Here is a 15,297-nt window from a genome sequence, read left to right on the forward strand (position 1 = left end):
TACAGACATAACTAGAAAGATGTTCTGTTTTTTGCTTACTTCCTGTGGCGACCGCTCCGTGAATGGAGTGTGGGTTGCTATAAAGGATGCTAAGGCTGCAAAGCCTATGGGTATTCAATGAACGAAGAAAGTTTCTATCAGTTCTCTACACTGACCGTGCTCGCCTTATTGGCGGCCTTTTATGGCGGCACTTATCTGCTGACCTTGCTAATCAAAAAGAAAAAGGAAAATACCGACGCCTTCATGGTGTCCAACCATCAAATCGGTTTTGGCCTAGGCGCCGCCAGTATGACCGCCACTTGGATATGGGCAGCATCCTTCTATGGTGCCGCTACCTCGGGCTATACCTACGGCATTTCAGGCCCCTTGCATTACGGGCTATGGGGCGCGCTGATGATTCTGTTCATCTACCCGTTTGGGCGTCGCTTTCGCAAGCTGGCTCCCAATGCGCACACCTTAGGCGAGCTGATTCATGCACGGCATGGTTCTTCCAGCCAGCTAATCCTCGCCTCTTCTAATATTCTGGGCAGTATCATTAGTCTGATGGTCAATTTCACGGCGTCGGGTGCGCTGGTCTCAGTACTCTCGCCGCTGTCGTTCCAAGCAGGCGTTGTGATTGCCGGTGTCGGCGTACTTTCTTACACGCTATGGTCCGGGTTTCGCGCATCGGTGCTCACCGACTTTGCCCAGCTAATGGCGATGATGGCCGTCGCCATCCTGATCATTCCAGCAGTCATGTTCGCACTCGGTGGCCCGCAAACGCTATCCGATGGAATGAGCCTACTGACGCCAGAGCAGGCAAATCTGTTCTCGATGGACGCGATTCTCAATCAGGGTGCGCCCTTCTTCGTCGCCGTGTTGGCCTACGCTATTGGCAACCAGACTATTTCCCAGCGGCTATTCGCGGTGCGTGAAGACCATATCAAACCGACCTTTATCACCGCGACGATTGGCTACGGCGCGATCGTTATCGGCCTGGGCATGATTGGTTTGATGGCACTGATGACCGGCATGGAGCCCATCGATGGCGATATGAACAACCTGATACCGCAAATGGTGTCGATGTATCTGTCACCGGTATTTATTGGGCTGTTCTTTATTCTCGTTATCGGTTCGCTCTCTTCCACCGCCGACTCTGACCTTTCCGCCATGTCCGCCATTGTGATGGCCGATGTGTACGGCAAGAATATCGCCAAAAACAAACCTGATCCCACCAAGATGCTGTTTATTGGCAGGCTGACGATGATCATTGCCACGTTGATCGGCGTGATTCTGGCCAGCTTCTCGATGGATATTCTGATCATGCTGGTGTTTGTCGGCGCGCTCTGGGGTGCCATTGTATTTCCCGTTATCGCCAGCTGTTTCTGGGACCGAGTGACTAATAAGGCCTTCACCTCCGCGGTCATCGCGGGCCTGGTGATGTTCTGCGTCGCCCGCTTTGAACTAGTGCCAATGGTCGGCGTCACCGCTGGGCTGTTTGAGTTACTGGCCGCCGTGGGCGGTGGTGTGGTGCTGGGTCTGATGGCCTTTGGCTTCTGCGGTCGTCGGGTCGGTGTGGTCTTCGGTGCCCTCTGCACCATCGTGCTCGCCTACTTCTGTTTCGGCTTCCTGCGCGACTACACGGTATTACTAGCCTCGTTAATGGCTTATGGCGTCAGCACCCTTGTGTGTATCGGCGTCAGCCTGCTGAGCTCCAGCAAGTTCGACTTCGCGCAGATTAACCAGGACGTCATTAACTACGATCCGGTCAAGCCTGCTGTTCAGGCTTAAGGCCTTCGCATCGCAAGAACCACTTTCATTAACGGGTGTGCAATAGCGCACCCGCTAGACAATAGGAGTGAATATGCAAACCTTAGTATTGGCGCTATATGTACTCATCTGGCCGTTAATCTCCCTCGCCATTTTCGCGATCATCGGCATTGCCACCGTTAACGACATTCGCGTAGCGCGACGCGATAAACGCGAACTGGTGTGAAATAACGATTAAAAAACGGTTAGCACCGTTTTAAGCAGTAAGGGGGCAAGGCACGGCAAGGGACTGCCGCGTCTTATAGGTCTGTCTCTACTTCAGGTCCATGACTAGGTCTACATCAAGCTCCAAAATGCATCAACCAGCGGGTTCTTTAAGTTTTTCTTTAACGTAAACAAGCCAATATCGTAGGGTTCCAGCTCAGGCGTCACGTCGAGCACCCGGATACGATCCATCAATGGGCTGTTATCAAGCACAATTTTTGGCACCACGCCAATCCCAAAGCCCAAGCTCACCATACTCACAATCGCCTCATTACCGGTGACCTGTGCATAAATGCGCGGGGCGATATCTCGTTGGCGAAACCATTCGTCTACACGCGCTCTTGAAACACCGCTTTCAGATAAAATCATCGGGATGCTTGCCCACTCCTCCGTTGCCGTTGGGGAATTCATGGGCACATTTGGCACCTGCTGCTCAAGCGGCGCAATAAACAGCAATGGCGACGTCGCAATAGGTTTAAATGCCAGGCCTCGCGCTAAGTTTGCAGGCTGAGCCGCAATACTGAGATCCTCTTTACCATCTAAAACATGCGCAATCGCGTGCTCTGGATCCCCCGTACGCAGCTTTATTTCAATCGCAGGATAGGCAATACGAAAGCGGCGCAGCAGCTCATAAAGAAAGCTGTAGCTAGCGGTGACGGAACCATACAAGCTGATTTCACCGCTTAACTGATCAGAATTATCGGTTAACTCATGGCGGATCAAGTTCCACTGGCTGCTGGTATCGCGCGCGTATTTAAGAAATTTTTGGCCTTCCTGGGTCAACGCCACGGTTCGATTGTCGCGATTAAACAGCGACACCCCCAGCTCGTCTTCTAAATGACGAATGTTACGCGACAGCGCAGAAATGCTGATATGGCACTCATCGCTGGCGCGCCCGAAATGCAGTGTTTCTGCCAAGGCGAGGAATTGTTTTAAGGTTTTAAAATTCATAGGTGTCATTCTATCTCGTCATTGCATAAAACGGGACGTGTTATTGCAAATATATCAATTTAAGAAATAGTCACTTTTGTATAGATTAGCCTTATTCACATGGCGCTGAGCTCCATCTTGAGCGGCCATGTCATGCATTTTTAATACCGAATTCAAAGTATCGGCGTGTCTTACAGCGATTTTTTATATCAATATTATGCTCACCAAACATTAGGATGTTAACGATGGCTAACTATTTCAATACCTTACCGCTACGCGAGCAATTGGCTCAGCTAGCGCAATGCCGCTTCATGCACAGCGCTGAGTTTGCTGATGGCGTCGAAGCACTAAAAGGCAAAAAAATGGTAGTGATCGGCTGTGGTGCACAGGGCCTTAACCAAGGTTTGAACTTGCGCGACAGCGGCCTAGACGTTTCTTACGCACTGCGCCCTGAAGCCATTGAGCAAAAGCGTCAGTCTTGGAAAAACGCCTCTGAAAACGGTTTTGTGGTGGGCACTTATGAAGAGTTAATCCCCACCGCAGACGTTGTTTTGAACCTGACACCCGACAAGCAGCACACGTCGGTTGTGACAGCGGTGATGCCGCTGATGAAGAAAGACGCCTGCCTGTCTTACTCTCACGGTTTCAACATCGTAGAAGAAGGCATGAAAGTGCGCGAAGACTTAACCGTCATCATGGTGGCACCGAAGTGCCCAGGCTCTGAAGTTCGCGCTGAATACGTGCGTGGTTTCGGTGTTCCTACCCTGATCGCTGTTCACGAAGCCAACGACCCTAAAGGTGAAGGCCTGGCGCTGGCAAAAGCCTACGCGGTAGGTACTGGCGGCCACAAGGCGGGCGTGTTGATGTCGTCTTTCATCGCGGAAGTTAAATCCGACTTGATGGGCGAGCAAACGATCCTTTGCGGCATGCTGCAAACGGGCTCTCTGCTGTGCTTCGACAAAATGATCGAAGAAGGTATCGATGCAGGCTACGCGTCTCGCTTGATCCAATTCGGCTGGGAAACCGTCACCGAAGCGCTGAAGTACGGCGGCGTGACGAACATGCTAGATCGTCTTTCTAACCCAGCGAAGATCAAAGCGTTTGATCTTTCTGAAGAGTTAAAAGACATCATGCGCCCGCTGTACAACAAGCATCAAGACGACATCATCAGTGGCCACTTCTCTCATACAATGATGGAAGACTGGGGCAATGATGACAAAAATCTACTGCAGTGGCGTGCCGATACCGCTGAAACGAACTTCGAGAAAACCCCGGCTGGCGATGTAGAAATCTCTGAACAAGAGTTCTTCGACAACGGTATTTTGATGGTCGCCATGGTTAAAGCCGGCGTTGAGCTTGCGTTCGAAACCATGACAGCGGCGGGCATCGTTGCTGAATCGGCTTACTATGAGTCTCTGCACGAAACGCCGCTCATCGCCAACACCATCGCGCGTAAGAAGCTCTACGAAATGAACGCGACGATCTCTGATACCGCAGAATACGGCTGCTACCTCTACAACCACGCCTGCGTACCGCTGTTGGCAGACTTTATGAAAGGCATTAAATCCGACGTGATCGGTAAAGGACTTTCTTTAGACGACAACGGTGTGGATAACGCTCGCTTGATCGAAGTTAACGCTGCCCTTCGTTCACATCCCGTCGAAGCCGTTGGCTCGGTTCTGCGTGGCTACATGGCTGACATGAAAAAAATCGTTTAATCGCCTGATTAAGCGATAGGCGTTCAGGTTATCAAAATCTAAACCGCCAAAAAAAAGCCGAGCTATCATCACGATATGCTCGGCTTTTTTGACTCTTCTGTGCTTAAACAACTTCTATCGAACAGTGTAAGGAAGACAGTAATGGATCCATTAATCCGCCCAGGCACTATCCGCTTAACAAAAGCGACGGTTAGCTTTGATGATCGCTTCACGCTAAGCGAGATTGATTGGACCATTACGCCAGATCAACACTGGGTGATTACGGGCACCAATGGCGCGGGAAAGTCTGCCCTGGCGGCTGCGCTAGCGGGCATTGGCGACATTACGGGAGGAAGTATTCAAGGGCTTCCCAGCAACGTGGGCATCGTCTCTTTTGAAGCCCAGGCGGAACTTATCGCTCAAGAGCTCAAAAAAGACGACGCCGATATTATGGACGTCATTTCACTCGGCACGCCCGTCAGTGAAATGATTTTCGACCATTGCCAAGATCATCAAATCGCCAGCGAACTGGTAGAAAAGTTCGGGCTGACAACGCTACTCGATCGCGCGTTTCGCAAACTTTCCACCGGCGAAACGCGTAAAGTCATGCTGATTCGTGCACTGGCCAACAAGCCGGATTTACTTATTTTAGACGAGCCGTTCGATGGCCTAGATGTGGCCACGCTGGCCATGCTGCAAGCACATCTCGCCTCTATTATCGACACCGTTCCTATGGTCATGGTGCTGAATCGCTTTGATGAAATGCCGGATTTCATCACGCACGTGGCCTATCTAGATAAAAAAAGCGCGGACAATAGAAAAGGTAAAAAGACTGGCGACCAAGGGCGCCTAGCGCTCACGGTAGATCGTCAAGACGAAGCCGCCTTTAATGAGCTCTACCAGTTGCTGCATTTGAAAACCACCGACCTAAGCGTGCCAGAGGCCGACCCTACCCATAAGCTACCGGCTCTCGATCCAAGCCAGCCATTGGTAAAGCTTACGCAGGCGACGATCCAATACGGCGACACCGTGATTGTTGATAAGCTCGATTGGACCATAGAACGGGGCCAGCATTGGCAGTTGAGTGGGCCTAACGGTAGCGGCAAAACCTGTGTGTTGTCGTTGATCACCGGCGATCATCCGCAGTGCTATACCAACGATATTTTTGTGTTTGGATTCCAGCGCGGTAACGGCGAAAGCATCTGGCAGATTAAACAGTTTATCGGCTATGTATCCACTAACCTGCAATGGGAATACCGAGTTAGCACCAGCTGCAAAAACGTGATTATTTCTGGCTTCTACGACAGCATCGGCATGTACACCAAGCCCACCGACAGCCAGAAAAAAATTGCCGACCAGTGGCTTGCGCTACTGGGCATGACAGAGCGCGCCGACCAGCCGTTTAACAAGCTTTCTTACGGCGACCAGCGCCTGCTACTCATCGCCCGCGCGATGGTCAAACATCCGCCCCTGCTGATTCTAGACGAACCCTGCCTTGGCCTGGACGAAATGAACCGCCAACTCGTCCTGGCTCTGATCGAAAAAATCTGCCAAGGCTTCGAAACCACGGTGCTTTACGTCAACCACCACGCGGAAGACCAGATAACGGGCATAGAGCATTACTTAGGCTTGGAAAAGAATCACTAGCGCAGAGTTAAGCGATGCGCACCAGCAACAGCGCTCATGATTGAGCGCTTAAATGCCATAATCCCGCTCCACCTTGGCCACCCGAACTTTAAACGTTGAGTACCACGCTTTGTGGCCCAAGCGCTGGGCTTCAAGATGCTCAGCGTTCTGCTTCCAGCGCTTGATGGCTTCCTCGCTTGCCCAGTACGAGACGGTGATACCCACCGCCTCACGCGCAGACTCAATGCCCAGAAACCCTTTCTGCTGGGAGGCAAGCGCGAGCATTCTGTCAGCCATTGCCCCGTAGCCATTATCTTGCTCGGTGCGCACAGAGCTGAAAATGACCGCGTAATAAGGTGGGCTGGGGGTGTTGGCAATTGACATTGCGTCCTCTGGAAATGTTGTGACGTCCACCGCTTTCTTAACCTGCTCCACAGCCATCGTTGGATGCTCTATTAGTCTTTTTTATCTATCGTTATCTCAATAGTTTTACTGTCGCCAGCAAACCATTTCTGAACGTACAGCGTACCCACGATAGGCGCCGTTCCTTCATCAGGCACTTCCTTGTAGCGCACGCTATTTTTGGTTTCTTTTTCGTATTCAAACATCACTACTTTCTTCGACATGACATGTACCCGATATATAACGATTGAAACCTGGGCGACTAACGTCGCTCAGCTGGTGTGTGGCGTGATTCGCGCTATTAAACACTAAACATTTAGCGTTCCCAAAGGCCTGAATCATACATGAGGCGCATAGTGTAGTTGAGCTGAAGAGTTTGGTTACCGTCGCACTCAATCTCGCTACCTCGCCCTGCTGGAGGAGGCCCCGTTACCGATATGGAAGAATATGTTCTGAGCGGGTCAAGCAGCCTGTAATCGTAGCCGCCATTTGAAAACTCGATGGAGGCGTCACCGTTACTCGCGGCGTAGTAGCTGAAAAATCCCAGCGGCGGCCTTTTTTCAGATGGATAAACAAACTCAACTTGGCCGTTGCGTGACGCGCGGTACTGCATATAGCCAGACGTCCGGTTTACCACAGGCGACGAGCAGAGCGAAAATATACGCTTATCCGCTTCACAGCTCCACAGCGTGGCCTCTTCCTGATCGCACAAAGGGCTTTGCTGATAGTCATCCCGATACGCTTCCCAATCAGCCTGCGCAATGGCCGGCACTGGCTTTGTTTTGGGGGAAAGGTCCGTTTCCTGCGCTAAAACGGCGGGAGTGGCCAGCATTAGGCATATCGATAGCAGCACTCTCATCATGTTGTTTATAGTCCCCAGCGTTAGGCTATACCGCGCTACCCAGCTGCATCACCATTGGCTGTACGCAAAGCGCCGAACCGACTCTCAACGCTTCAAGCTGCCCTGTTGCGATAAAACCAGACGATTCATATAAGTTAACGGCGTCTTCGTTGCCTATCGTCACGGCAAGCGCTAATAGATGACACCCTTGGTCAATTGCCCACGCTTTAATTGCCCGCAGAAGAGATGTTGCGATGCCCTTTCCTCTTAGCGCTGGCGAAACCCACATTTGATAGATATGCGCCGTTGCCACATCAGGCTTATGTATCACGCCCCAAGCAAGACCGACGGGCAGGTCGCCAATCTGTACGATAAGTGGAAGCGCATTTAGAGCTCGCGATTGAAGGTCTAGGCGTAACTGCCACTGCGCATCTGATAATACGGCTTCCTGCTCATAAGTGGCCCCAAACGAGTCCGGCGAATCCCTTAAAGACTTCAACCTGACTGTTTTGTATAAAACCCAATCTTCTGGCGTTAATACACTGATCTTGAATTCATCCATAGTATGGCCTTAGGGCATAACGCCAAGTTTAAGAAAGCTGGGGCAATTCAGACCGCTTCTACTAAAACAGCTTTAGACTATTAATCAACCAACTCAACACCTAAGACTTCTAACAAGCTTAACGCTTCATATCGTGAAAACTTAGCCTTTTTGACATTATTTTCTAGTATATTAATGGTATACGCCGTGGACTCGCTAAAATCGACTTCTTGCAAATTTGTTCTCATAAACACACTACGACTGAAATCACTATCTGTCATTTTCGAACTAACAAAACTACCTTCACGAAAATCCACATCATGTAACTTACAATCATCAAAAACCAACTCACTCAAGGTAAGACCAAAGAAAGACGAGTCATTTAAAATACAGCGCTTAAAACTCAGCTCAAAATCTAAGTGGAAAGCTGACCACGTCGCTTTTGTCCAATCAACTCCAACCAGCTTACTATCTTGAAAATCAAGCTCAAATAGCTTTGTATTTGAAAAATCAACCAAGCTGAGATTACAACGATCAAATGTACAGCTAGTGAACTTACAGTTCTGAAATTTAGATGCTGAGAAATCACAATCGGAGAACCGGCAACCTTCGAATTCGATGCTGATATAGTGTTTATCAGGTAACGAAAGCTTCTCAAAAGAAACGTCGAAATAATGCTCGCTATTTTTTAATGCTGTCATCGTATCCTCTGAATAGCTTAATACTTGGGCTTAGTCACTGGTTTGGAGCGGCAGCGAGAAATCGGCCGGTTGCCGCTCCTGGCTATTTCATGAACCATGACGCTGAGCATAGTGGCGACACGTCAGCTGCGTCCGGCGGCCATAGACATCAACTTGTTACACATTATTCTGCCATTCTAAGTACTTACATACATTGTCGTATTCAAGCCATGGCACATCGTGTGAAACCCAAATATGCGCTTCAGGCTTCAATTCAGGGTCATCATCCAACGTGGCCACTCGAACAATAACATGTGGCTGCGCGATTCTTTCCGCCACCAAGTGAGAACCACAGTGCCTACAGAAATGACGAAGCTTCCCAGGTGATGATTCATAGGTTGAAAGAGACTCAAGACCTTTGAGCCAGCGGAAATGTTCACGTTTTACACCCGCCGTTGAGGCATATGGGGCCGCGTGCGCCTTGCGACACGTCTGACAATGACAATGAACGATCGGCATATCCAAGGAATCTATTTCGTAACCAATCTCGCTGCACAAACAGCTTCCTTTCAACCCCACCGGATGATCTCCCTTCTTATCTTTAACGTCGCTTTAAAACGTGCACTTTTCAGCATCTTTTTTGAGCCTATTATTATGCATTTTCATTGTAGGTTAGCTCTTTCTTACTGCCTTGAAAGCCTTTAAAAAGAGCGTTATGCGCACTGTATGAAAGAGGGTCATCTCTTTCCATATATCCCGCAATCCAATCAAGGAGCATGGGAAGATTGTCATCTTGTGCTTTTCTTGATTCGTATTTATGAGGCTCCCACGGTCTTTTTCTCGCATTTTCCTGGCAAAGATGGACTGGCAAATTCATAAATATTGCTTCGCTTGCAAACGGTTTTGCCAGTTCAAGCAAGTCAGCGTAACAGCCTTCTACGACCCACTCTCTATTGTCACCAATGAAAGACTGAATCTGCTCATACACCTGACCTATCGGTCGTCGTTCTGGCGGGTTCGAAGGCAGCCACGCTAAAGCATCTAAATCGAGATGGGTTAGTCCTTGGTTTTTAAATTTTCGGGCTAACGTAGATTTCCCGGAACCAGAGTTTCCAAAAATGATTATTTTTCTCATGGGCCTCCGTTCTTGATTTAGGCATAACGCCCGGCTCACCGTGCAAATTTTTGATGGCGGCTTTTGTGCGTATCTTTGCACAAAAGGTGACAGCGGAAATTTGTCCGGTGCAGCCGTTTGTTATGTTTTCCTGGCATGCGCCTCATATACAGGAAGGGCCAGGTCTAAAAATCTGTTGACCGATTCGATAATTTTTCTTGTGCTTTCAGAAAACTTATCGAGGTGCTTTATTATTACGACAGCAGTGTTTTGCTCTATTACTTCTTCAGATAGTCCGATACTTTCAATTTCGCCATTCAAAATAAATTTAGCCTTCCTTGCTGTGTCTACCCACTCTAACTCCTGATTGGAATATCTGTCATGATGGACAACCCCATTCCTTTCGAGCCGATATACTGCGCAAGCTTTATTGATTTTCTTCAATGCGCTATTCAGGCCGAGCTTCTCAACTTTTCGATTGGTAGTGATCGATACGTGGCTAACGGAGTCTTTAGCCATTTGAATGTCACATAAATAGTTTGTAAAGATCAATGCGCGATCATAAACAGAACGACTTCTAATCAAGTAGTTCTCAATGTGGAACTCTATATACTCTGCTATTTCATGCTCGTTTGGACTAAAACGATACGATTGCCTTATGCATTCTTCTGCCACCTCTAACTTCTTCAATGAAGTTTTTACAGCCTTGCACGTAGCCCAGCAATCCACGTGATATTGCTCAACTTCCGTCTTTTCTGAGTCATTTCTATGAGTTTCTAGGTCGCTTAAAAACGACTCAAATATTTGATGCGTCAAACAACCCTCCTGAAAACATAACGCCGCCAGCACGCGCGGCTTTGTAGTGAAGGCAAAGCCGCAACGGAAAAGACGTCGCCGTGTCTGGCCTTGTTAAATTTTTATAGCGCCATATGCAACAGTGGATATGGCTTACCCTGACCATCAACTGGTGAGCGACCTATCACTTTAAAGCCAATATGTTGGTAAAAACCCAGCGCCTGCTCATTTTGCTCATTTACATCGACCTTTGATGCGCCTTGCTCCTTGATAGCATGAGCTGACAGTAAAGCTCCAATACCTTTTCCTCGAGCATCAGGGGAGATGAACAACATCTCAATATTACCGTCATGGACGCCGCAAAATCCCTGAATTTCACCATGCGCATTCTTCGCGCACCTTAAGTCAACGGCGTCAAAATAATGCTCAAGAATTAGTGGCTTTAACTCTTGTAGATCATCCTCAGCCAGAAAATCATGCGTTGCTCTGACAGATGCTTCCCAGACTTCTATCAGCTTAAGGTGATCTTCTTTTTCTACGATCTCGATATTCATCACTAAACCCGATTGAAAATTTAACAGTGATTATATACCCGGCTAGATAACCTCAATGAACGCGCTGGCGCGTTCATTGAGGTTATCTAGCCGCTCTGATCAAATCTACCTCATTGATTCTATTGCGAGCAAAGAAAATTTTGGCTACCTATCCAAAATTCGCGTGCTGGCACGATTTGCCATTCTCAATAATACTGTATACAAATACACGTTAAAATTAATAAAAAGGGATACCCCATGAAGCTAATGGATAGGGTCCGGGCTACCTTGCGGGTAAAACGCTATAGCCTTCGTACTGAGAAGACGTATTGCTATTGGATTCGCTTCTTCATTCGTTTTCATGGAATACGCCACCCTGCCACGATGGCGGGTGAAGAGGTCAGGCAATTCCTGGAGCACCTTGCAATTGAAAGGCATGTGGCAGCTTCTGGATCAATCAGGCATTTCATCTAAACTGCTGGCTTTCTCAAGATAAGATCAAATCGATGCCAGTGGTGCTTTACCAGCCCGCCCTCTCCCTCACTATCGCGAAAAAGCTTGATCTCTAAACCGCCGCAAAGGGCTTCTACTTCTTGCGTCGAGTGAAAGCTCATACCTGGATGCTTGGCCCAATCGTGCCGATTACCAAAGAGGTGCCCGACAAATAAGCCTCCCGGCTCAAGCGCTGAAAGGATCATGTCCCACAGTATGGGAAAGTGCGTTGGCTCGCAAAACGGCAGGCTTAGCCCGGCGTGGACCAGGGCAGACGATGGAAAGCCTTTCAAATCCTCGAAGCGCGAAGTCATCACCTTCAGTTTAGCGCTGGGTAATTCAGCTTTCAGTGTTTCGACTCGCGCAATAGCATTGGGCTCATTGTCTATTGCCAATACCTTCCAACCGGACGTCAGCAACAGCGCGGTTTCGATGCCGCCTCCACATCCTAAATCGATAGCATGGCGGTTGCCTATGGGTAAGCACTCATCCCCCAAAGCGCGCCGTAACAGCGGCGAGGCGGCTCGCGTTTGATTGGCGCAATAAAAGGCTTCCCAGCTCGTATTGTTAACAGTGGTCAATGTCGGTGCTTCCTGATCGCATCATGCCGTGATGATGAGTTGTAATAGTCATAATTGATTCAAATTAACACGTAACACCACCGTTCACTCCCTTGCATCACTCCCATCTACCTCATACACTCCGCTAACGAACAGCTTGACGGGGTGCCGGTGAAATCCGGCTGAGATGGCGCAGGGTATGTCCTTTTTAAGGATGCCGAGCGCTGGTCCCGCTGAACCTGATCCGGCTAATGCGCTGTATTTCATATGAGATGCGACGCGGGTACCGGCGTAGGGATCAAGCGATGGCCATGGCTAGCTCTCTTACGATCGCACGCCACCTTTCCGCGCCATTTCCTCGATCTTTTTCGCCTACCCTCCGGATCACCATTACCGGAGGCATCATGGGCTACCGCTTTACTGATCTTACCAACTCCTGCCAGCAAGACTGGCGCGCCTATATTGAGCACGATTTTGTGCGCCAGCTGGGCAATGCCACATTGGCCGAGGCGTCGTTTCGCCACTACCTGAAACAGGATTACCTGTTTCTGATTCACTTCGCCCGCGCCTATGCGCTGGCCGCTTATAAAAGCCCCACCCTTGCCGACCTTCGCCAAGCCCACGAAGGCTTAAAAGCCATTGTTGATGTTGAGCTGGGCCTGCACGTGGGCTTTTGTCAGGAGTGGGGCATTTCTGAGCAAGAACTGGCGGAGCTTCCCGAAGCCAGGGCGACGCTGGCCTACACTCGCTATGTATTGGATACCGGCAACCGCGGCGACCTGCTTGACCTGCACGTAGCGCTGGCCCCGTGCTTAGTGGGCTATGGCGAAATCGCCAACTGGCTGAACGCCAAGCCTTCCACCCTGCGCGGCGCGCAAAACCCGTTTGATGCGTGGATTGCCATGTATGAAGGCGAGGAGTTCCAGGCAGCTATGCAGTCGGAGCTTGAATGGCTCAACGCCCGCCTTGCCGATGTGTCGCCCGCCCGCTTTAAAGAGCTGAGCAAAATCTTCCGCGATGCTACCCGCCTGGAAATCGACTTCTGGCAGATGGGCCTGTCGCTAACAGACGAAGACCTGCCTCACTAATCCTTCCCAACAACAATCGAAGAGACCGCAATGACTAATACCTTAACGACTGAGTCCGCCACCAGTAAAACCAGCCACTTTTTAGCCGAAACCGCCCAGGTCGATGCCGCAGCCATTGCGCCGCTGCCCGGCTCGCGCAAGGTGTATATTGAAGGCTCGCGTGCAGATATCCGCGTGCCGTTTCGGGAAATTTCTCTCTCGCCGACTAAAACCAGCGGCATTGATGAAGAGAACCCGCCGCTGCTGGTGTACGACACTTCCGGCCCTTACACCGACCCTGCTGCCAGTAACGATTTGCGCAAAGGTTTGCCCGCCCTTCGCCGCGCCTGGATTGAAGAGCGTAACGACACCGAGTTCCTGTCAGGTCATACCTCTGATTACGGCAAGCGACGCGCCAACGACCCCACCCTTGCCCAACTGCGCTTTGATTTAACCCGCACGCCGCGCCGCGCTAAAGCGGGTAAGAACGTCACCCAGCTTTACTACGCCCGCCTGGGCATTGTCACCCCGGAAATGGAGTTCATTGCCCTGCGAGAAAATCAGCGACGCCAAGCGCTGGGAACCACAGAAGTGGAGCGTATTCTGGGCCACCAGCACCGAGGTCAGAGCTTTGGCGCCAGCCTGCCGGATCAGATTACGCCTGAGTTTGTACGCGATGAGGTCGCCCGTGGGCGGGCTATTATTCCTAATAATATCAACCACCCAGAATCTGAACCGATGATTATTGGCCGTAACTTTCTGGTCAAGATTAACGGCAACCTGGGTAACTCGGCGGTAACGTCTTCGATTGAGGAAGAAGTGGACAAGATGACCTGGGGTATCCGCTGGGGTGCGGACACCATTATGGATCTTTCCACCGGCCAGAATATTCACGAAACCCGCGAATGGATCATTCGTAACTCGCCGGTGCCCATTGGCACGGTGCCTATCTATCAGGCGCTGGAAAAGGTCAAAGGCGTTGCCGAAGACCTCACCTGGGAAGTCTTCCGCGATACGCTGATTGAGCAGGCTGAACAGGGGGTGGACTACTTCACCATTCACGCGGGCGTGCTGCTGCGCTATGTGCCGCTGACCGCCAAGCGGGTCACCGGCATTGTCAGCCGCGGCGGCTCGATTATGGCCAAGTGGTGCCTGTTCCATCACCAGGAAAGCTTTCTGTACACCCACTTCGAGGAAATCTGCGAGATTTGTAAGCAGTACGATGTGGCGTTCTCACTCGGTGACGGCCTGCGCCCCGGCTCAATCGCGGATGCCAACGACGAAGCGCAAATGGCCGAGCTTAAAACCCTGGGCGAGCTGACCCATATCGCCTGGAAGCACGATGTGCAGGTGATGATTGAAGGCCCCGGCCACGTGCCCATGCATCTTGTGAAAGAGAACATGGATAAACAGCTAGAGTACTGCGACGAAGCGCCCTTCTACACGCTTGGCCCGCTAGTGACCGATATCGCCCCTGGCTACGATCATATTACCTCGGGTATTGGGGCGGCGATGATTGGCTGGTTTGGCTGCGCGATGCTTTGCTACGTCACGCCCAAAGAGCACCTGGGCCTGCCTAATAAAGACGATGTGAAAACCGGCATCATTACCTACAAAATTGCCGCCCACGCAGCGGATTTAGCCAAGGGCCACCCGGCGGCGCAGCGGCGTGATAACGCGCTTTCCAAGGCCCGCTTTGAATTTCGCTGGGAAGACCAGTTCAACCTGGGGCTCGACCCGGATACCGCCCGCGAATACCACGATGAAACCCTACCCAAAGATTCCGCTAAGGTGGCTCACTTCTGCTCCATGTGCGGGCCGAAATTTTGCTCTATGAAAATCAGCCATGAAGTGCGCGAATATGCTGAAGAGCACGGCCTTAACGGCGACCAGGAAGCCATCATGAAAGGCATGGAAGAGCAGGCGGAGAAGTTTCGACAGAAAGGCAGCGCGCTGTATCAAGAGGTTTAAGCACACCCTGCGCTGGGTGTTTGTTAGCCCTCGCG

The 15,297-nt window shown here is 50.5% G+C and carries 18 protein-coding genes and 1 riboswitch; of the genes, 7 read left to right on the forward strand and 11 right to left on the reverse strand.

The window, feature by feature from the left end:
• Positions 1-117: 117 nt before the first annotated feature.
• The gene (locus CIK78_RS15140) at positions 118-1,770 is read left to right on the forward strand and encodes a sodium:solute symporter family protein (protein ID WP_096281639.1); all 1,653 of its coding nucleotides are present in this window, start codon (positions 118-120) and stop codon (positions 1,768-1,770) included.
• 73 nt (positions 1,771-1,843) lie between these two features.
• Positions 1,844-1,975 carry a putative transporter small subunit gene (locus CIK78_RS17955; protein WP_217990293.1) on the forward strand — a complete coding sequence of 44 codons (132 nt, stop codon included), beginning with the start codon at positions 1,844-1,846 and terminating at the stop codon, positions 1,973-1,975.
• 110 nt (positions 1,976-2,085) lie between these two features.
• On the opposite strand, the gene ilvY is transcribed toward CIK78_RS17955, so the two are convergent.
• Positions 2,086-2,964, reverse strand: a complete 879-nt coding sequence (gene ilvY / locus CIK78_RS15145; RefSeq protein ID WP_096281641.1) for an HTH-type transcriptional activator IlvY — start codon at positions 2,962-2,964, stop codon at positions 2,086-2,088.
• Between the two features lie 224 nt (positions 2,965-3,188).
• On the opposite strand from ilvY, the gene ilvC reads away from it, so the two are divergent.
• Positions 3,189-4,661, forward strand: coding sequence for a ketol-acid reductoisomerase (ilvC, locus tag CIK78_RS15150; protein WP_096281643.1), 1,473 nt, complete (start codon positions 3,189-3,191; stop codon positions 4,659-4,661).
• A gap of 141 nt (positions 4,662-4,802) precedes the next feature.
• A complete protein-coding gene (gene modF, locus CIK78_RS15155; protein ID WP_096281645.1) occupies positions 4,803-6,287 on the forward strand; it encodes a molybdate ABC transporter ATP-binding protein ModF in 1,485 nt (494 codons plus the stop codon).
• A 48-nt stretch (positions 6,288-6,335) separates the two neighbouring features.
• Here the strand turns inward: modF and CIK78_RS15160 are convergent, their stop codons facing one another.
• The 9 genes from CIK78_RS15160 to CIK78_RS15195 form a co-directional block, all read right to left on the reverse strand.
• Positions 6,336-6,650 carry an antibiotic biosynthesis monooxygenase gene (locus tag CIK78_RS15160; protein WP_096282407.1) on the reverse strand — a complete coding sequence of 105 codons (315 nt, stop codon included), beginning with the start codon at positions 6,648-6,650 and terminating at the stop codon, positions 6,336-6,338.
• A 71-nt stretch (positions 6,651-6,721) separates the two neighbouring features.
• Entirely contained in the window at positions 6,722-6,892 is a 171-nt protein-coding gene (locus CIK78_RS17895; protein ID WP_192536229.1) for a hypothetical protein, read from the reverse strand.
• Positions 6,893-6,984: 92 nt separating this feature from the next.
• Positions 6,985-7,500, reverse strand: a complete 516-nt coding sequence (locus CIK78_RS15165; protein ID WP_217990294.1) for a hypothetical protein — start codon at positions 7,498-7,500, stop codon at positions 6,985-6,987.
• A 55-nt stretch (positions 7,501-7,555) separates the two neighbouring features.
• Positions 7,556-8,071, reverse strand: coding sequence for a GNAT family N-acetyltransferase (locus CIK78_RS15170; protein ID WP_096281647.1), 516 nt, complete (start codon positions 8,069-8,071; stop codon positions 7,556-7,558).
• Positions 8,072-8,151: 80 nt separating this feature from the next.
• Complete coding sequence (locus tag CIK78_RS15175; RefSeq protein WP_096281649.1) at positions 8,152-8,751, reverse strand: pentapeptide repeat-containing protein; 600 nt, start codon at positions 8,749-8,751, stop codon at positions 8,152-8,154.
• Between the two features lie 156 nt (positions 8,752-8,907).
• Positions 8,908-9,249 (reverse strand): GFA family protein, encoded by a 342-nt coding sequence (locus CIK78_RS15180; RefSeq protein ID WP_096282409.1) that lies wholly within the window; start codon positions 9,247-9,249, stop codon positions 8,908-8,910.
• 133 nt (positions 9,250-9,382) lie between these two features.
• A complete protein-coding gene (locus CIK78_RS15185) occupies positions 9,383-9,865 on the reverse strand; it encodes a shikimate kinase (RefSeq protein WP_096281651.1) in 483 nt (160 codons plus the stop codon).
• Positions 9,866-9,985: 120 nt separating this feature from the next.
• Entirely contained in the window at positions 9,986-10,660 is a 675-nt protein-coding gene (locus CIK78_RS15190) for a Cthe_2314 family HEPN domain-containing protein (protein ID WP_096281653.1), read from the reverse strand.
• Positions 10,661-10,761: 101 nt separating this feature from the next.
• Positions 10,762-11,193 (reverse strand): acetyltransferase, encoded by a 432-nt coding sequence (locus CIK78_RS15195; RefSeq protein ID WP_096281655.1) that lies wholly within the window; start codon positions 11,191-11,193, stop codon positions 10,762-10,764.
• A gap of 246 nt (positions 11,194-11,439) precedes the next feature.
• Between CIK78_RS15195 and CIK78_RS15205 the strand changes: the two genes are divergently transcribed.
• Positions 11,440-11,646, forward strand: coding sequence for a site-specific integrase (locus tag CIK78_RS15205; protein ID WP_225734515.1), 207 nt, complete (start codon positions 11,440-11,442; stop codon positions 11,644-11,646).
• On the opposite strand, the gene CIK78_RS15210 is transcribed toward CIK78_RS15205, so the two are convergent.
• Positions 11,643-12,245, reverse strand: coding sequence for a methyltransferase domain-containing protein (locus tag CIK78_RS15210; protein ID WP_096281661.1), 603 nt, complete (start codon positions 12,243-12,245; stop codon positions 11,643-11,645). The genes CIK78_RS15205 and CIK78_RS15210 overlap by 4 nt on opposite strands.
• Before the next feature lie 130 nt (positions 12,246-12,375).
• Positions 12,376-12,539, forward strand: a riboswitch (TPP riboswitch).
• A gap of 89 nt (positions 12,540-12,628) precedes the next feature.
• Here CIK78_RS15210 and tenA point away from each other — a divergent pair.
• Positions 12,629-13,312, forward strand: a complete 684-nt coding sequence (gene tenA, locus CIK78_RS15215; protein ID WP_096282410.1) for a thiaminase II — start codon at positions 12,629-12,631, stop codon at positions 13,310-13,312.
• A gap of 30 nt (positions 13,313-13,342) precedes the next feature.
• On the forward strand, positions 13,343-15,262 hold the full coding sequence (thiC, locus tag CIK78_RS15220) for a phosphomethylpyrimidine synthase ThiC (RefSeq protein WP_096281663.1): 1,920 nt from the start codon (positions 13,343-13,345) through the stop codon (positions 15,260-15,262).
• Positions 15,263-15,297: the final 35 nt, after the last annotated feature.

The sequence above is a fragment of the Halomonas sp. JB37 genome (genome assembly GCF_002332255.1).
Taxonomy (GTDB): domain Bacteria; phylum Pseudomonadota; class Gammaproteobacteria; order Pseudomonadales; family Halomonadaceae; genus Vreelandella; species Vreelandella casei.